The organism is Pseudomonas putida (assembly GCF_003228315.1).
GTDB lineage: Bacteria > Pseudomonadota > Gammaproteobacteria > Pseudomonadales > Pseudomonadaceae > Aquipseudomonas > Aquipseudomonas putida_S.
In genome coordinates this window covers 2,710,902-2,727,552 of the sequence record NZ_CP029693.1, presented here as the reverse complement: position 1 = coordinate 2,727,552, position 16,651 = coordinate 2,710,902, and the positions used below count along the sequence as shown (strand labels likewise).

Sequence of the window (16,651 nt, the reverse complement as noted above, 5' to 3'; positions counted from 1 at the left end):
ATGCCGTCGCTGCTGCAACTGACAGATACCCAGATCAGTACCTGGGTCGCGGCCTTCATGTTGCCGCTGTTTCGCATCGGCGCCTTGTTGATGGTCATGCCGGTGTTCGGCACCTCGCTGGTGCCCAAGCGCATTCGTCTTTACTTCGCCCTGGCCATCACCGTGGTGCTCGCTCCCAGCCTGCCGCCCATGCCGCCGGTCAATGCCCTGGCGCTGAGCGGGTGGATGCTGATTGGCGAGCAGATTCTGATTGGCGCGATCCTCGGTTTCTCCCTGCAACTGTTCTTCCAGGCCTTCGTGGTGGCGGGGCAGATCCTCGCGATCCAGATGGGCATGGGTTTCGCCTCGATGGTCGACCCGACCAACGGGGTGTCGGTGGCGGTGATCGGGCAGTTCTTCACCATGCTGGTGACCCTGATGTTCCTGGCGATGAATGGCCATCTGGTGGTGTTCGAGGTGCTCACCGAGAGCTTCACCACGCTGCCGGTGGGCAGTGGGCTGATGACCAACCACTACTGGGAGCTGGCCGGCAAGCTGGGTTGGGTGCTGGGTGCGGCGCTGGTACTGGTGCTGCCGGCGATCACCGCGCTGCTGGTGGTCAACATCGCGTTTGGCGTGATGACCCGGGCGGCGCCGCAATTGAACATTTTCTCCATCGGCTTCCCGCTGACCCTGGTGCTCGGCATGTTCATCATGTGGGTCGGTCTGGCGGACATTCTCAATCAGTATCAACCGCTGGCCACCGAGGCCCTGCAGTTTTTACGCGAACTGGCGAGGGCGAGCTGAGCCATGTCTGAGAGTGATAGCGAAGACAAAACAGAAGACCCCACGGAGAAAAAGAAAAAGGACGCCCGTGAGAAGGGTGAGATCGCCCGTTCCAAGGAACTCAATACCCTGGCGATCATGCTCGCCGGTGCCAGTGCGCTGCTGATTTTCGGCGGTGCCCTTGCGCAGGAAATGATGGACCTGATGCGCCTGAACTTCTCCCTGTCCCGGGACGTGGTGCTGGACCAGCGCTCGATGGGCATCTTCCTGCTGCATTCCGGGAAAATCGCCTTGCTGGCGATTCAGCCGGTGATGATCACCTTGCTGCTGGCCGCGCTGATCGGCCCGATTTCCCTGGGTGGCTGGCTGTTCTCCGCCGGCACCATGGCGCCCAAGTTCAGCCGGATGAACCCCGGCGCCGGTCTCAAGCGCATGTTCTCGACCAAGTCCGTGGCTGAGTTGTTGAAGGCCCTGGCGAAATTTTTCATCGTCCTGTTCGTGGCTCTTGTGGTGCTGTCGTCGGACATTGACGACCTGCTGCGCATCGCCCACGAGCCGCTGGACCGGGCGATCACTCACAGTCTGCAGGTGGTTGGCTGGAGCACGCTGTGGATGGCCTGCGGTCTGATCATCATCGCCGCCGTGGACGTACCGATCCAGCTGTGGGAAAGCATCAAGAAGCTGAAGATGACCAAGCAGGAAATCAAAGACGAGCACAAGGACCAGGAAGGTCGGCCTGAGGTCAAGCAACGGATTCGTCAGGTACAGCGCGAGATCTCCCAGCGCCGGATGATGGCGGCGGTACCCGAGGCCGACGTGGTCATCACCAACCCGACCCACTATGCCGTGGCGCTCAAGTACGACCCGGACAAGGGCGGCGCGCCGATGCTGATCGCCAAGGGCAGCGACTTTTTGGCGTTGAAGATTCGTGAGATTGCGGCAGCCAACGAGATCCTGCTGCTGGAGTCCCCGGCGCTGGCGCGGTCGATTTATTACTCCACCGAGCTGGAGCAGGAAATTCCGGGCGGCCTGTACCTCGCCGTTGCTCAGGTGCTGGCGTATGTCTATCAGATTCGTCAGTACAAGGCGGGCAAGGGCAAGCGGCCGGAGCCGCTCAAGGATGATCTGCCGATTCCGCCAGACCTTAGGCGTGATGCTTGAGGTGGAAACCTTTTGGGGTGGCTACCCAATATCTTCAGATTTTGGCCGGATTATTGCTTTGCTAGTGAGTGGGGTCCGGGAAATAGCTATTTTTTTGACTTCGCAGCCTCTGCCAGATATGGCCTGGAGTTGCGGTGGGGAATTCAATTCCTCTGTGGGATGCGTGGTCCGACAAGAAATAATACTGCATGGAAAAAATAATCTCGGTTACCAGTCCGCTCTTGCCGCCATTGGAAGAGTTTATTCCCTATCTCGAGCAGATATGGCATAGCAAGCGGCTGACCAATAACGGCCCCTTTCACCAGGAATTAGAGCAGGCATTGGCTCGTTACTTGGGTGTAGGGCATCTGTCGTTATTCACCAACGGTACGCTGGCGTTGATTACGGCGCTGCAAGCCTTGCAGGTGACCGGGGAGGTTATCACCACCCCTTATTCCTTTGCCGCCACGGCCCATGCATTAGTCTGGAATCGACTGACTCCAGTGTTTGTCGATATCAATCCGCAAACCTTTAATATTGATCCAGATCAAATAGAACGCGCCATCACTGAGCACACGACCGCCATTATGCCGGTGCATTGTTATGGTAACGCCTGTGATGTCGAGGCGATCCAGCGTATTGCCGATAAGCATGGCTTGCGGGTTATTTACGATGCAGCGCATGCCTTTGGCGTGCAGGATAAGGGCGGCAGTATTCTGCGCCATGGCGACCTCAGTGTTTTAAGCCTGCATGCCACCAAGGTATTTAATACGTTTGAGGGCGGGGCCATTATCAGTCCTGATGCAGAAACCAAGTTGTACGTGGATCAGTTGAGAAATTTCGGTTTCGTTGATGAGGTCACGGTAGTGACCTGCGGTATCAACGGGAAAATGAGTGAGCTTAACTCCGCGTTTGGGCTCTTGCAGTTACAGCATATTGATCACGCCCTGCAGCAGCGCAAGGAAATCGATCACTCCTATCGCGAGCAACTGGGGTCAATACCCGGGATCGAATTGAAATCGCCTGTGCCATCGCAAGTTTCGAACTACGCCTATTTCCCCATTTTGGTAGGGGAAGAGTACGGGCTTACACGTGATCAGCTTTATCACTTGCTACAAAAACACAATATATTTGCGCGTCGCTATTTCTATCCGCTGATTACCGAGTTGTCAGTGTATAAAGAAATGGCGGAGTTGCGTCGACATCCGTTAAGCAATGCTGAGGAAGTGGCAGGGAAAATTATTTGTCTGCCGATTTATCCTGGTCTTGAGTTGGCGGATGTCAAGAAGATCGTGTCAATCATTCGCACGGGTGGTGGCTGATTGTTCATTTTGTTCGAGTGGGTTAGGCATTTGAACGTGCTGTTTCCTGGGAGATAAAAGAATGTTTTGCTGCAGTTTATTATTTGATGGAGCTGTAAGATGAGCCAAGAACAATTTATTGAAAACTTCCTGTCTGCCACCGATTTTCAAACACCGGTTGAAGTGACGATGGAATCCGAACTGCGCAATCTGCCTGAGTGGGACTCTCTGGCGGCATTGGGTGTTATCGTCATGTTTGACATGGAATACCAGAAAGTAATCACTGGGGATGACCTGGAAAAGGCTGTCACTGTCGGTGATCTTTATAACTTGCTAGGTTAGTCGATATGCCACTTGCTACGTTGAAATCCGTGCGTTTCGCTGGAATGGCAACCTGCGTCCCCACACGCGTTATTTCCAACCTGACTGATTGCAAACCACAACTTCGCCCAGAGCGCGAGAGGCTGGTCCGTAATATCGGTATCGAATTTCGGCGGCTAGCACAGGAGTGGCAGTGTTTTTCCGATTTGGCTTTTGATGCCGCGGAAAAATTGTTGGAAAGTCTGGAATGGAAGCGCGAGGAAGTTGATGCGCTGATTGTTGTGACCCAGTCGCCGGACTACCTCGCGCCTGCCACTGCAATCATTCTTCAGGATCGTTTGGGCCTGGCGCATACGACCCTGGCCTTTGATGTCAACCTGGGGTGCTCGGGTTACCCATTCGCCTTGCATCTGCTCGGGTCAATGATTGCGGCTGGCGGGGTGAAGAAAGGGCTCGTTCTGGTCGGAGATCGCGGTGCCAGTATGAACGACCCGATTTTCTCCGATGCAGGCACCGCGACGGCTATGGAGTTCTGTGCTGACGCGCCGCCGATGTACTTTGATTTGAACAGCGACGGCAGCGGCCACAAGGCAATCATATTGCCCGTAGGCGGCCATCGCGAACCCGTTGGTATTCAACACCTGATGCCATACCGCGAGAACGAAAACGATCACTGGCGGCGCAGTGTCGATCTTCAGCTCGATGGCACAGCCGTCTTGAGTTTCTCGACTCAGCGAGTTCCTCCTGCGGTAGAGAAACTGCTCGAATACGCAAATGCTTCGAAAGAAGAAGTGGACTATTTCATTTTCCACCAGGCCAATCGGATGATTAATGAAACCATCCGCAAGAAACTGGCACTTCCGGCAGAAAAAGTTCCCTCCACCTTGCGTGATTTCGGTAATACAAGTGGCGCTTCTTTGCCCGTAACCATGACCGCTCGAATCAACAAGCAGCTTGAAGATGGGCCCAAGCGCGTCTTGATGTCGGGGTTCGGTATCGGCTTGTCATGGGGCACCTGCTTGATCGATATCGACGGGGCGAAGTTTCCTGATCTGATCGAATCCTGAAGTTTCCTTAAAAGTACCTGTTAACACTAGTTGGAGAATGCGGTGGTGAGTGCCGATACCGGTTTTAATCCGTTTAGCTTGGCGGGCAAGCGCGTGTTGGTAACCGGCGCAAGTTCCGGTTTGGGGCAAGCCATTGCGTTGAGTTGCGCCCGCATGGGCGCAGAACTAATCATCACGGGCCGTGACCAGGATCGTTTGGCAAAAACGTTTGAAGGGCTGCTGAGCATTTCGGATTTGCCTCATCGAATGATTGAGGCTGACTTGGTTGTTGCTGCCGAGCGCGAAGCGGTAGTGAAGGCACTTGATTCAGAGATCCATGGTCTGGTCCATAGCGCAGGCATTTCCCGGCTTTGTCCGACCCGTATGATGAGCGAGACCCATTTAAGAGAGGTTCAAGCTATCAACGTCGAGGCTCCCATGTTGCTTAGTCAGGGCATATTGAAGCGCAACCTGATGGCTGTTGATGGATCAATTTTGTTTATTGCCTCTATCGCTGCCCACATCGGCGTGCCCGGAGTCGGCGCTTACTCCGGAACAAAAGCGGCCTTGATTGCCATGTCACGGTGTCTGGCAATGGAGGTCGTCAAGCGGCGCATTCGCGTCAACTGCTTGTCGCCTTCATTGGTCGAAACACCGCTATTTGACGCTGCAGCCAAAATGGTCTCCATGGAGCAGAAACTTGAAGATCATCCTTTGGGCTTTGGCAAACCTGAGGATATCGCCAACGCCGCGATCTTCATGCTCTCAAGTGCCAGCCGTTGGGTAACAGGTACAACACTGGTGATGGACGGTGGACTAACGATCAGTTAGGGGCCGAAGGAGCTTGGGCATGAAGAAGTTAATTATTTTGGGCGCCGGCGGGCTTGGGCGTCAGGTATTGGCCCAACTACAGGTTGACTACTCCCACGGTATCGATTGGGTGATTGGCGGTTTTGTTGACGAAAGAGGCCCCGAAGTAGTTTCTGAGTCTCTGTATTACCCCTGGTTAGGCTATCCCGAGCACTTTGAGCCCGAGCCAGCTCACTTGTTCGTTGTCGCCATTGGCGATCCATCGAGCCGTCAAAAGCAGGTGAAGCTCCTGCTCGACAAAGGTGCAAAGTTTGTTGATATCCGAACGCGCTGCCAATTAGGTGCCCGTAGCAGTTGGGGGCCGACTTTTTTTGGTTATGACGTTACTTGCGGCGTTGACAGCAAGATGGGCGATTACGGGTTTATCGATCAGGAAACCATGATCGGTCATGACGTCGTTATTGGCGATTACGTTCATATCGCGCCCAGGTGTCTGTTGGCAGGCTATGTAAAGGTCGGAAACAGGGTAGTCATCAACTCCGGGGCCATGATCGCCCGTGGCGTCAGCGTAGGTGAAGACGCCGTGATTGGTATGGGGGCAGTGGTTTTCAATGATGTCCCGGCGGGAGCGACGGTGGTCGGTAACCCGGCACGAGTGATATTCAACAAGAAGTGATAAAAGCCTCGGGTCCGCGGTGGCTGGTCAAGAATCTTTACGGGTAAGTTTTATGCCGCGTCATGCTTTGGATGGAAAGCACTACATCAGTGAAGAAACGCTCACGCTGGAACGCGCGAAGCTTTTTGGCAAGTTGTGGAGCTTTGTCGGTTTCAGCTCGATGGTGCGCGAGCGTAACCAGTTCTTTACTCGAAAGGTTGCAGGTACACCGATTCTTGTTCAGCGGACCGAGGCCGGTATTCGTGCCTTCGTCAATGAATGCCCGCATCGGCTATCGCCCATTCAGACCAGCAACGCTGGCAAGCGCCCATTGGTCTGCCCTTATCACGCGTGGTCTTTCGGGGCTGAGGGCGAGCTTCGTGGTATGCCAAATGATGGGCTTTATCAGTTCAGTGCGGCAGAGCGAGAGAAAATTTGCCTGAAGAAGCTGCAAGTGGAAGAAGTAGGGCAGTTGCTTTTTATTAATTTTTCGGAAAATCCGATCGCGTTGACGGAACAGTTTTCCGAGAATTTTCTCGAGCAATTGCAAGAAGTGTCGTCTTTTTTGGACTCCCAGATAATTTACAGTTGTCATCGAGTCAGATATAACTGGAAGTTGAATATGGAGAACGTCAAAGACTATAACCATGTGCCTTTCGTTCACTCTAAAACTTTTATGCCTGCAATGAGCCAGATGGTGAAAGAGCTTCCTGTTGTGGAGTCTCTAGAACCTTCCAAGGTGCTACAGCTAATAGACGCAGGCGTGGCTCCTGGGCTCGAGTCTCTAAGTTATAATACGAAAGCTTCGATCAAGCCTTATGAGAACTGGTTTGCCTCGTTGTGTGATAAGTACGGTAATGACCATGCCTACTACAACTGGTTTATATACCCTAATGTGAACTTTTGTAGTGTGAAGGGTGAGCACTTTCTACTGCAGCAATACGACCCGGTATCGCCAGGCGTCACCGATTACCACCTGTGGATGATGACGGCAACGCGAAAGGATGAACGTACAGACTTCACAGCGTTGCTATCGACGCTCATTCGTGGGGAACGGACGGTTATCGCGGAGGATACTGTTGTCCTTGAGCGCTTGCAGGATGGCCTGGGAGCTCATTCGCGTCGGTTTATGCACGGAGAATACGAGGCCCATATCGTTCAGCAGCACCTCTGGTATAAAAACCATGTACTGGGGGAAACCGTATGACGAACTACGTTGTTTTGGGCGAGGGCGATGCACTTGAGTCCGCCTGCCGTGTAGCGAACGATCTGGGAATGACCTTTGTAGGGTGGGCGCTGTCTTCGGCAGATCGTTATAGCTTTAAGCTCGATGATTTTTTTGCAAGTTACGTGTCGAGCGATACCGAGGTTTTTGTAGCGCTGGATGAACGTGCAGTCAATTACTCAAGGCACAAGTTGATTGCGCAAGTTCGTTTGGCAGGCTATCGACTATTCAATCTGGTCTCACCCAAGGCGATTGTCGATGAGGGTGTCCAGCTCATGGGGAATGTCTTCATTGGAGCAGGATGCAACCTTGCCGATAAAAGCGTCGTGGGGCTGGGTTGCTGGTTGGATCGCCAGGTCACAATGGACCGCTCGGTGCGTTTGGGTTCATGCGTGACGCTGTTTCCCGGGGTGACTTTGGGGCGGGAAGTGGTAATTGGCAAAGGCTCTACGCTTTCCACCGGAAGTTTGGCGCTTGAGGGAACAAAAGTCGGCCACCATTGCGAATGGTTGTTGGGCGGGCAACTGCCAGCGTTAATTCCGGATCAATCTTTTTATGATCGCTTAATGCCCGATGGCGCCAGGATCTTAAAAATATAATTTTCTTTTTAACTCTGGTGCATCGGCGTCACATTCTATTTTTCGGGAGGCAACATGCAGAGCGGTTCTAACGGATCGGTGAGTCTGGAAGTGTCTGGTAGTTATGAAAATCTCATGGCCACCTTCCTGCAAGCGGTGTCTTCATATCAAGTGAGCCCCTGGTTCTGCCTACCAGCTGAGGCCTGCCATGTTTACGAGTCCGAAGGGGCATCGACGCAAGTTGTGTTGCTCGGTACAACCCAATTCTCCCAGCTCTTTATTAATGAGGCCGCTGGGCGAGTAAAGATCGTTGGGGTGGTCGACGATTTCAAGGCAAAAGACGGCGCTGCTTTTCATGGCGTTCCCATTATCACTTCGCAAGCTTTATTGAAGTTGTCGAGCGGCCAGCGAGTCATTACTGTCAATGGCTGCCGCTATGACTACGCACGCCGTTATTTCAAGAATCTGACGTTGCAGCACGTCATTCCGATGTTGAACTTCGAGCAGGCTCTGCGTCTGCTTTCAATAAGCCCTTGTACCGATCATCGCATTGATGACTGGGGCGGTTATATCGCCTCGCATGCGGCCGAATTTATCGCGCTCAGCCATCGTTTGGGTGACGACTACTCTCGTTTTACGTTGTTTAGCGTTTTGCTCAGCCACCTGACCTGTAATCCCGAGTGGATTCTGAATGCGGCCAAACCGTATCTGACACTCTATTTCCGATCGGGCCTGTGGCTGCCCAATCAAAGTGAGCGCTTTGCTGATTGCGGTGCCTCGATTGCAGAATCCACCAAAGCCTTTATCGATGCGACGGATGGTGTCTTCAAGAAGATATGGATGATCGAACCCGATGAGGTCAATCGGGAGACAATCGCCTCTTTTATCAAGGATTATCCAGGCCGCTCTGACAGGGGCGAAAAGGGTGTGATTGAGTTGTTGGGCTGCGCGTTGGGCAGTCTGGATGGAGAAATGCCATTCCTGCATGAGGGGGGGCATGGTGGTCATCTTTTGACAGCCCCTACGGATCAGGCCATTTGCAGGAATGTTGCGGTTCGACGCCTGGACAGTCTGCTTGATGATTCCCCGACGCTGATCAAGATGGATATTGAGGGCGCAGAGCTCGATACCTTGAAAGGCGCGCAGGGACATATTCTTCATGGACGCCCAAAAATGGCGATCTCGGCCTATCACAGGGCTTCTGACTTGTTGGATATTTCCAAATTCATCGAAGGTCTGCGCGGCGATTACAAAATAGGCATTCGTCACCATACGGAAGAACGCTGGGATACCTGCCTCTATTTTTATTGAGCTACTTGGGTAGGTCGGCGGCTGTTATTGAGTGCGCGTTAGCGTTAGCAAACAAGAAGGGTTTTATGAACGACAAGCCACTGGTTAGTGTGGTTATTCCTGCCTACAAAACGCAGTATTTCGACGCGGCGCTGGCCAGTGCTTGTCGGCAGACCTATAGGCCTTTGGAAATTGTCGTCTGTGATGACTCACGCACCGATGTAATCGGTGCATTGGTGCGCCATTACCAAGAGACTACGGATGTTTCTATTCGTTATGTGTTTAACGAACACCAGCGTGGCGAGCTTTTCAATGCGATTGAGTGCATAAAAGTTGCCAGCGGCAAGTACGTAAAATTTCTCCATGACGATGATGTTCTGCATCCAGACTGCGTGGCTGAGCTTGCAGCTGCCATGGATGGCGATCCCTCTATTTCTCTCGCTTCGTCGCGCCGCCGGATAGTGGGCCCTGATGGGGCACAGCTGCCGGATAACATTGCTACGGCGTTCCCCTTTACGACCGACGTCGTGATCAATGGCCCGCAGCTGACCTCTTTCCTTGGTGAACATACACTCAACTTCATCGGTGAACCGAGTTGCGTACTTTGTCGACGCGAAGATCTATTGGCCTTAGGTGACGACTTGATGTCGCTCAATGGTTGTTTGATCTACTGGGTCGGCGATTTGGCGATGTATGTGAAGCTCTTGCAAAAGGGCAACCTGGCCTTGCTCAAGCAGCCTTTGACGGATTTTCGCGTCTCTCCCGAGCAAGGTAGTCAACTGGGTCGCGACCAGCCCGGTATTGGTAATCAGGGGCATGCCGACTTCAAGCGCACGCTTCGAGAGCTCGGCTGGAGCCGGGCAGGTCCGGACAATCGCCTGGTATCGGTTTCTCTGTTGAATGGCGAAGGGGTCATCGAACAAGTCGACATCCTGCAGCAGCTGCAGGTCAGCTATGCCCGGGAGCTTTCGGCACAACAGCAGCGGCACTGGATTGCTGCACGGGTGCCAAGCCCAGTTCAACACCAGATGATCGAACGCTACCTGCAAGCGAGCGGTGGCGGCCCGTTGATTGGAGTCATCGTCCTGGATCTGCTGGGTGAAACTCAGGCGTTGATGCGCACCTTGCAGAGCCTGACAGCGGAGCACAATTTTTACGGCGCGCTGAAGGTGCTGGTGTTGACGCCTGATGCGTCTGCGCAGGCGTCCACGGACGAGAAACTGCATTTCATCCCCTTGCAGTCGGACTACGTCGCACAAATCAATCAATTGTTGCGGCAAGAGGCGTTCGAGTGGTGCCTGTTGGCCAAGGCGGGAGATGAATTCACTCGCAGCGGTTTGCTGATTGCCGGGTTGGAACTGTTACCCGATTCCGATTGCCGCGCGGTGTTTTGTGATGGCGTCCTGCGTCACAACGATGGCGACTTTGGCGTCACTTTGCGACCTGATTTCAATCTGGATTATTTGCTCAGTTTCCCGGCGGCCATGGCTCACAACTGGATATTCAGGCGTGGGGTGGTTCTGGAGGCCGGTGGTTTCGACGCGACTTTCCCGCAGGCGCTGGAGTTCGAGCTGATTTTACGCTTGATCAATCAGGGTGGGATCGCGGGTTTTGGGCATGTGTCCGAACCGCTGTTGATCAGTCAGCCTCAAGTGTTTCGCGAAAACGAGGATGAGCGGCGTGCGATTGCCGAGCATCTCAAGTTGCGAGGCTACGAGCGGTCACGGATCAATAGCTCCCGGCCAGGCCAATACCAGATTGATTACGGTCATGAGTTGCAGCCGTTGGTCTCGATTGTCCTGGTGATGAACGATGAATTGGCAGCGGTGCAGCGCTGTATTTTCAGCATTCTGGAACATACGCTTCACCCCTATTACGAAGTACTGATCGTCGACAATGCCAGCCAGTCAGACGAGGCTCGGCAGTGGCTGCAAGCGATCGAAGAGATCTCCGGCAATCGCATCCGTGTACTGGGTCTGACGCACGCCGTGGATCGATCAACGGCGAACAACATCGGTGCGCAACATGCCGAAGGCGAGTACCTGCTGTTCTTGCGTTCCTATGCCGCCATTCTCCAGGGGCAGTGGCTGGGTGAGTTGCTCAACCATTCGCAGCGTCCGGAAGTAGGGATTGTCGGGGCGAAAACCCTCTCCAGCGACAGCCGGATTACCCATGCCGGGTTGATCCTTGGCCTGCAGGGCGCAGCCGCTTCGGCGTTTGCGGGTGAGCACATCGATGCAGCCGGATACATGAACCGTTTGCTGGTCGATCAAGGGTGCAGTGCGGTTTCCGATGCCTGCCTGATGGTGCGCAAGGCGCTGTTCGAAGGTGTCGGCGGCCTGGATGCGGAGCATTTCCCAGAGTCGGGAGCGGACATCGATTTGTGTCTTCGAGTCGCTGAGCAAGGCTATCTGACCGTCTGGACGCCTCGCGCGCTAGTCATGCACAGCGTGCCGGCCGAGCCGAGAGGAGAAGCGGTTGAAGAGGCCTTGTATGAGCGTTGGATCCCCGTGTTGGCCCGCGACCCGGCTTACAATCTCAATTTTTCATTGATGCAGGGCAGTGATGGCTTCCAGTTGGCCGACCCTCAGCTGTGCTGGCGTCCGCTGGTCTGGCGGCCCGTGCCGACAGTGTTGGTACACCCGGCCGATCGGGGTGGCTGTGGTCAATATCGGGTGATCCAACCGTTCAATGCGCAGAAGAACGCCGGTTTGATCGACGGCGTTCAGTCGGATGTGTTTTTGCCGCTGACTGAGCTGGAGCGACTTGCGACTGATGCAATCATCTTTCAACGGCAAATCAGCGAAGCGCAGCTCAACAACATGCGCCGCGTGCAGACCTTCTCCAAAGCCTTCAAGGTTCTTGAACTGGATGATTATCTGCCCAACCTGCCGCTAAAAAGCATTCATCAAGGGCAAATGCCCAAGGACATCGTGCGCACCTTGCGTCGCGCCTTGTCGTATGTGGATCGCTTTGTCGTATCGACCGGGACACTGGCCGAGGCATTAGGCGATTTCCATCCGGATATCAGGGTGATGGAAAACCGGCTCGATCCACGCTGGTGGGGGGCGTTGCCGGTCAGTCAGCGTCGAGTCAGTGCCAAACCGCGAGTGGGCTGGGCGGGAGGAAATAGCCACACAGGCGATCTGGAACTGATTGGCGATGTGGTCAAGGCTTTGGCGAATGAAGTGGACTGGGTCTTCTTTGGCATGTGCCCGGACAATCTGCGGCCCTATGTGAAGGAGTTCCATAGCGGAGTCGAGATCAGCCTCTACCCGGCCGCACTGGCCAGCCTGAATCTGGATTTGGCGGTGGCACCGGTGGAGCAGAATCTGTTCAACGAATGCAAAAGCAATCTGCGCTTGTTGGAGTACGGGGCGTGTGGTTATCCGGTGGTGTGCAGTGATCTGGTTTGCTACCAGGGCGACCTGCCGGTCACTCGAGTGAGAAACCGCTTCAAGGACTGGGTCAAGGCCATTCGTATGCATCTTGCTGACCTGGATGCAACGGCCCGTGCGGGTGATGCCTTGCGTGAGGCGGTGCGTCGCGACTGGATGCTGGACGACGACGCGGTATTGTCGTGGCGTAAGGTCTGGCTGCCCGACTGAGGAAGCAGAGGAGGGATCACGCGCGCCGCTGGGTTTTACTGCCGCGCGCGGAGCGATAACACCGTGCCTTCCATGTGCCGATGCTCCTGATTTTTGGGTTGGCAGATCCGGCCTCATCGCGGGCAAGCCCGGCTCCCACAGGTTTTGTGTCGATCACAATTTCAGCGGGCAGCCCCGATCATTGTGGGAGCCGGGCTTGCCCGCGATGAGGCCGGCCCGGACAGTACAGATCCATCTGCAACCCCCTCTATTTCAATCTTCCACAAAAGTTGGAAAGCTTTTTGCAGTAGCCCCCGTGCGCCCGCTTCTGGCGTCAAAAGTTTGCTTTAAAGGCACGGGGATTACCGGTGGATCGCTCTCAGTTACTCAACACGACACGCACGCACATGGCGGACCTCAGCCGAGGCAATCTGGGCGTGCCGCTGTTGCTGCTGGTCATGCTGGCGATGATGATGTTGCCGGTCCCGCCGTTCCTGCTGGACGTGTTCTTCACCTTCAACATCGCACTGTCGATCGTGGTGCTGCTGGTCTGCGTGTACGCCTTGCGGCCGCTGGACTTCGCAGTGTTCCCGACCATCCTGCTGGTGGCGACCCTGTTGCGACTGGCGCTGAACGTGGCCTCCACGCGGGTGGTGATGCTCCACGGCCAGGACGGTCACGCCGCCGCCGGCAAGGTGATCCAGGCTTTCGGTGAGGTGGTGATCGGCGGTAACTACGTGGTCGGTATCGTGGTGTTCGCGATCCTGATGATCATCAACTTCGTCGTGGTGACCAAGGGCGCCGGGCGTATTTCCGAGGTGAGCGCGCGTTTCACCCTCGATGCGATGCCCGGCAAGCAGATGGCGATCGACGCCGACCTCAATGCCGGCCTGATCGATCAGAACCAGGCCAAGGCCCGTCGTTCGGAAGTGGCCCAGGAAGCCGAGTTCTACGGTTCCATGGACGGTGCCAGCAAGTTCGTCCGTGGTGACGCCATCGCCGGCCTGCTGATTCTGTTCATCAACCTGATCGGCGGCATGGCGGTCGGTATCTTCCAACACAACATGACCTTCGCCGACGCCGGCAAGGTGTACGCGCTGTTGACCATCGGTGACGGTTTGGTGGCGCAATTGCCATCACTGTTGTTATCGACAGCTGCAGCGATCATGGTGACCCGTGCTTCCGGTTCGGAAGACATGGGCAAGCAGATCAATCGCCAGATGTTCGCCTCGCCCAAGGCTTTGGCCGTCTCCGCTGGCCTGATGGCGGTGATGGGGCTGGTGCCGGGCATGCCGCACATTTCCTTCCTGAGCATGGCGGCCCTGGCGGCTGGTGGCGCCTATCTGTTCTGGCGCAAGCAGAACATGGTCAAGGTGCAGGCGCTGGAAGAGGTCAAGCGCCAGCAGGAACTGCTGCCATCGCCGGCCCGCGCCCAGGAAACCAAGGAGCTGGGCTGGGATGACGTGACGCCGATCGACATGATCGGCCTGGAAGTGGGCTATCGCCTGATTCCGCTGGTGGACCGCAATCAGGGTGGTCAGCTGCTGGCGCGGATCAAGGGCGTGCGCAAGAAGCTGTCTCAGGACCTGGGCTTTCTGATGCCGACCGTGCACATCCGCGACAACCTCGATCTGGCGCCGAGTGCCTATCGCCTGACCCTGATGGGGGTGATCCTGGCCGAGGCGGAGATTTATCCGGACCGTGAGCTGGCGATCAACCCGGGCCAGGTCTACGGCACGCTCAATGGCATTACCGCCAAAGATCCGGCTTTCGGGCTGGAAGCGGTGTGGATCGAAATCAGCCAGCGTGCCCAGGCGCAATCGCTCGGCTACACCGTGGTCGATGCCAGCACCGTGGTTGCGACCCACTTGAACCAGATTCTGTACAAGCACTCCAGCGAGCTGATCGGCCACGAAGAAGTCCAGCAGTTGATGCAATTGCTGGCGAAGAACTCGCCGAAGCTGGCCGAAGAGCTGGTGCCGGGCGTGCTGTCGCTGTCGCAACTGCTCAAGGTGCTGCAGGCGCTGCTGGCCGAACAGGTGCCGGTGCGGGACATTCGTAGCATTGCCGAGGCCATCGCGAACAACGCTTCCAAGAGTCAAGATACCGCCGCCTTGGTGGCCGCGGTGCGCGTCGGCGTATCCCGCGCCATCGTGCAAAGCATTGTAGGGACTGACTCCGAGCTGCCAGTGATCACGCTGGAGCCAAGGTTGGAACAAATATTGCTCAATAGTCTGCAGAAGGCAGGACAAGGCTCGGAAGAGGGCGTTCTGCTGGAGCCAAGCATGGCCGAGAAGCTGCAACGCTCGTTGATCGAAGCGGCGCAGCGTCAGGAGATGCAAGGTCAACCGGTGATTCTGCTGGTGGCCGGTCCGGTTCGCGCGATGCTTTCGCGTTTTGGCCGACTGGCGGTTCCCGGAATCCATGTGTTGGCTTACCAGGAAATTCCGGACAACAAGCAAGTGACCATCGTTGCGACAGTAGGGCCCAACGGCTGAGGTAGTGGTTTATGCAAGTTAAGCGTTTTTTCGCCGCCGATATGCGTCAGGCCATGAAGCTGGTTCGTGATGAGCTGGGCGCTGAGGCCGCCATCATTGGCAACCGCCGGATCGCCGGTGGTGTCGAGCTGACGGCTGCCCTGGATTACAAGCTGTCGGCGCTGGCGCCGCGGGTTCCGAACATGGAACTCGAAGACGAGCTGCGCAAGACCCAGTCGCGGATCGTCACCGCCCAGGCCGAATTGAGCCTGCGCAGCGAAGGTGAGAGCGACAACGCGGTCAATCGCCAATTGTTTGCCGGCCTGCCGCTGACCGCTGCCGAGCCACTGATCGAGCCGACCTACGCCGAGCCGCGTCGCCCTGTGCCCGCGCCCGCCGCTGCACCGGCGATCGACCAGCGCGTATTCGACTCGATGCGCTCCGAACTCAACGGCCTGCGCGAATTGCTCGAAGTTCAGCTGGGTTCTTTGGCGTGGAATCAATTGCAAGGCCGTCGTCCCGATCAGGCCAACCTGTGGCGTCGCCTGCAACGCATCGGCCTGTCCGGTCCGCTGTCGCGGGACCTGCTGGCGATGATTACCGATATCGAAGAGCCTCGTCAGGCCTGGCGCATGCTGCTGGCGCACCTGGCACGCATGATTGTTACGCCTGAGATCGAACCGCTGGAAGAGGGCGGGGTGATTGCCATGGTCGGTCCTGCCGGCATGGGCAAGACCACCACCCTGGCCAAGCTGGCTGCCCGCTACGTGCTCAAGTACGGCGCGCAGAACATCGCGCTGGTGAGCATGGACAGCTATCGCATCGGTGCCCAGGAACAACTCAAGACCCTCGGTCGGATTCTCAACGTGTCGGTCACGCACGTCGATCCGGGGCAATCGCTAGTCCAGGCACTGGATCCACTGCTGCGCAAACGCGTGGTGCTGATCGACACCGCAGGCCTTCAGGCCAGCGATCCAGCGCTGCGCATGCAGCTCGAAAGCCTGGCCGGACGAGGCATTCGGTCGAAAAATTATCTGGTCCTGGCAACCACCAGCCAGAAGCAGGTTCTAACGGCTGCCTACCATAGCTACAAGCGCTGCGGGCTCGCGGGCTGCATCCTGACTAAACTGGATGAAACTGCCAGCCTGGGCGAGGTATTGAGCCTGGCCATCAGTCATGAGTTACCGGTGGCCTACCTGACCGATGGCCCGCGGATTCCGGATGATTTGCATCTGCCGCGCCGTCATCAACTGGTCAGTCGCGCCGTCAGCGTGCAAATGCAGGAAGAGCCCAGCGAAGAAGCCATGGCCGACATGTTCGCTGATATCTACCACAGCCCCACCAAGCAGGTAGGCTGAGGTAAAAATGAATAGTTTTTGTACCTACATCGATGGTCTGCCACGCATTGTTCCGGTTGTGAACGCGCAGCCAGTAATGTGGCCTCCGTCTATGCAAG

General features: G+C 55.9%; 13 protein-coding genes. All 13 read left to right on the top strand.

Annotated features, from left to right (window positions below):
- The 13 genes from fliR (at window position 1) to flhF (ending at window position 16,553) form a co-directional block, all read left to right on the top strand.
- Window positions 1–786: a flagellar biosynthetic protein FliR gene (fliR, locus tag DKY63_RS12555; protein WP_110964382.1), complete on the top strand. Its 786-nt coding sequence runs from the start codon at window positions 1–3 to the stop codon at window positions 784–786.
- Between the two features lie 3 nt (window positions 787–789).
- Window positions 790–1,926: a flagellar biosynthesis protein FlhB gene (gene flhB, locus DKY63_RS12550; RefSeq protein ID WP_110964381.1), complete on the top strand. Its 1,137-nt coding sequence runs from the start codon at window positions 790–792 to the stop codon at window positions 1,924–1,926.
- 188 nt (window positions 1,927–2,114) lie between these two features.
- Window positions 2,115–3,227, top strand: coding sequence for a DegT/DnrJ/EryC1/StrS family aminotransferase (locus DKY63_RS12545; RefSeq protein ID WP_110964380.1), 1,113 nt, complete (start codon window positions 2,115–2,117; stop codon window positions 3,225–3,227).
- A 99-nt stretch (window positions 3,228–3,326) separates the two neighbouring features.
- Window positions 3,327–3,548, top strand: a complete 222-nt coding sequence (locus tag DKY63_RS12540) for an acyl carrier protein (RefSeq protein WP_110964379.1) — start codon at window positions 3,327–3,329, stop codon at window positions 3,546–3,548.
- A gap of 5 nt (window positions 3,549–3,553) precedes the next feature.
- Window positions 3,554–4,594, top strand: a complete 1,041-nt coding sequence (locus tag DKY63_RS12535) for a ketoacyl-ACP synthase III (RefSeq protein WP_110964378.1) — start codon at window positions 3,554–3,556, stop codon at window positions 4,592–4,594.
- 45 nt (window positions 4,595–4,639) lie between these two features.
- Entirely contained in the window at window positions 4,640–5,404 is a 765-nt protein-coding gene (locus tag DKY63_RS12530) for an SDR family NAD(P)-dependent oxidoreductase (protein ID WP_110967917.1), read from the top strand.
- Between the two features lie 19 nt (window positions 5,405–5,423).
- Complete coding sequence (locus DKY63_RS12525; protein ID WP_110964377.1) at window positions 5,424–6,059, top strand: acetyltransferase; 636 nt, start codon at window positions 5,424–5,426, stop codon at window positions 6,057–6,059.
- 52 nt (window positions 6,060–6,111) lie between these two features.
- Entirely contained in the window at window positions 6,112–7,245 is a 1,134-nt protein-coding gene (locus DKY63_RS12520) for an aromatic ring-hydroxylating oxygenase subunit alpha (RefSeq protein WP_110964376.1), read from the top strand.
- Entirely contained in the window at window positions 7,242–7,862 is a 621-nt protein-coding gene (locus DKY63_RS12515; RefSeq protein WP_110964375.1) for an acetyltransferase, read from the top strand. Before DKY63_RS12520 ends, DKY63_RS12515 begins: the two co-directional genes overlap by 4 nt.
- 54 nt (window positions 7,863–7,916) lie before the next feature.
- Window positions 7,917–9,152 (top strand): FkbM family methyltransferase, encoded by a 1,236-nt coding sequence (locus tag DKY63_RS12510; protein ID WP_110964374.1) that lies wholly within the window; start codon window positions 7,917–7,919, stop codon window positions 9,150–9,152.
- A gap of 65 nt (window positions 9,153–9,217) precedes the next feature.
- Window positions 9,218–12,739 carry a glycosyltransferase gene (locus DKY63_RS12505; protein WP_110964373.1) on the top strand — a complete coding sequence of 1,174 codons (3,522 nt, stop codon included), beginning with the start codon at window positions 9,218–9,220 and terminating at the stop codon, window positions 12,737–12,739.
- Window positions 12,740–13,125: 386 nt separating this feature from the next.
- On the top strand, window positions 13,126–15,216 hold the full coding sequence (gene flhA / locus DKY63_RS12500) for a flagellar biosynthesis protein FlhA (protein ID WP_430523146.1): 2,091 nt from the start codon (window positions 13,126–13,128) through the stop codon (window positions 15,214–15,216).
- Window positions 15,217–15,227: 11 nt separating this feature from the next.
- Window positions 15,228–16,553, top strand: a complete 1,326-nt coding sequence (gene flhF, locus DKY63_RS12495) for a flagellar biosynthesis protein FlhF (protein ID WP_110964371.1) — start codon at window positions 15,228–15,230, stop codon at window positions 16,551–16,553.
- Window positions 16,554–16,651: the final 98 nt, after the last annotated feature.

Coding starts and splice junctions, on each gene's coding strand:
- fliR (WP_110964382.1), top strand. CDS start 1: ATGCCGTCGCTGCTGCAACTGACAGATACCCAGATCAGTACCTGGGTC.
- flhB (WP_110964381.1), top strand. CDS start 790: ATGTCTGAGAGTGATAGCGAAGACAAAACAGAAGACCCCACGGAGAAA.
- DKY63_RS12545 (WP_110964380.1), top strand. CDS start 2,115: ATGGAAAAAATAATCTCGGTTACCAGTCCGCTCTTGCCGCCATTGGAA.
- DKY63_RS12540 (WP_110964379.1), top strand. CDS start 3,327: ATGAGCCAAGAACAATTTATTGAAAACTTCCTGTCTGCCACCGATTTT.
- DKY63_RS12535 (WP_110964378.1), top strand. CDS start 3,554: ATGCCACTTGCTACGTTGAAATCCGTGCGTTTCGCTGGAATGGCAACC.
- DKY63_RS12525 (WP_110964377.1), top strand. CDS start 5,424: ATGAAGAAGTTAATTATTTTGGGCGCCGGCGGGCTTGGGCGTCAGGTA.
- DKY63_RS12520 (WP_110964376.1), top strand. CDS start 6,112: ATGCCGCGTCATGCTTTGGATGGAAAGCACTACATCAGTGAAGAAACG.
- DKY63_RS12515 (WP_110964375.1), top strand. CDS start 7,242: ATGACGAACTACGTTGTTTTGGGCGAGGGCGATGCACTTGAGTCCGCC.
- DKY63_RS12510 (WP_110964374.1), top strand. CDS start 7,917: ATGCAGAGCGGTTCTAACGGATCGGTGAGTCTGGAAGTGTCTGGTAGT.
- DKY63_RS12505 (WP_110964373.1), top strand. CDS start 9,218: ATGAACGACAAGCCACTGGTTAGTGTGGTTATTCCTGCCTACAAAACG.
- flhA (WP_430523146.1), top strand. CDS start 13,126: ATGGCGGACCTCAGCCGAGGCAATCTGGGCGTGCCGCTGTTGCTGCTG.
- flhF (WP_110964371.1), top strand. CDS start 15,228: ATGCAAGTTAAGCGTTTTTTCGCCGCCGATATGCGTCAGGCCATGAAG.